At 52.1% G+C, this 242-nt stretch carries 1 pseudogene; it reads left to right on the forward strand.

The features are described from left to right. Nucleotides 1-242 (forward strand): annotated as a pseudogene (locus tag Q0882_RS16705) (transporter); the annotation flags it as partial.

The raw sequence follows: 242 nt of genomic DNA on the forward strand, positions 1-242 counted from the left end.
CTCGATTATGTGAAGACCTTTAATGAGATTCAGAAGATGCGGGCAGATGAGTCTGTCGCAGGGATTAAGATCCATGTTACCGGTCAGCCGATGCTGGTGGGCTGGGCCTATCAGTATCTGGATCAGATCATTGAGATCTTCCTGTTCACCGCACTGATCATGGTATCCCTGCTGATCTTCTACTTCCGCAAAGCCTACGGGGTCCTGATTCCGCTGGCGGCGGTGATCGTCTCCTCGATCTG

This window comes from uncultured Neptuniibacter sp. (genome assembly GCF_947498015.1).
In the GTDB taxonomy this organism is placed as follows: Bacteria; Pseudomonadota; Gammaproteobacteria; order Pseudomonadales; family Balneatricaceae; genus Neptuniibacter.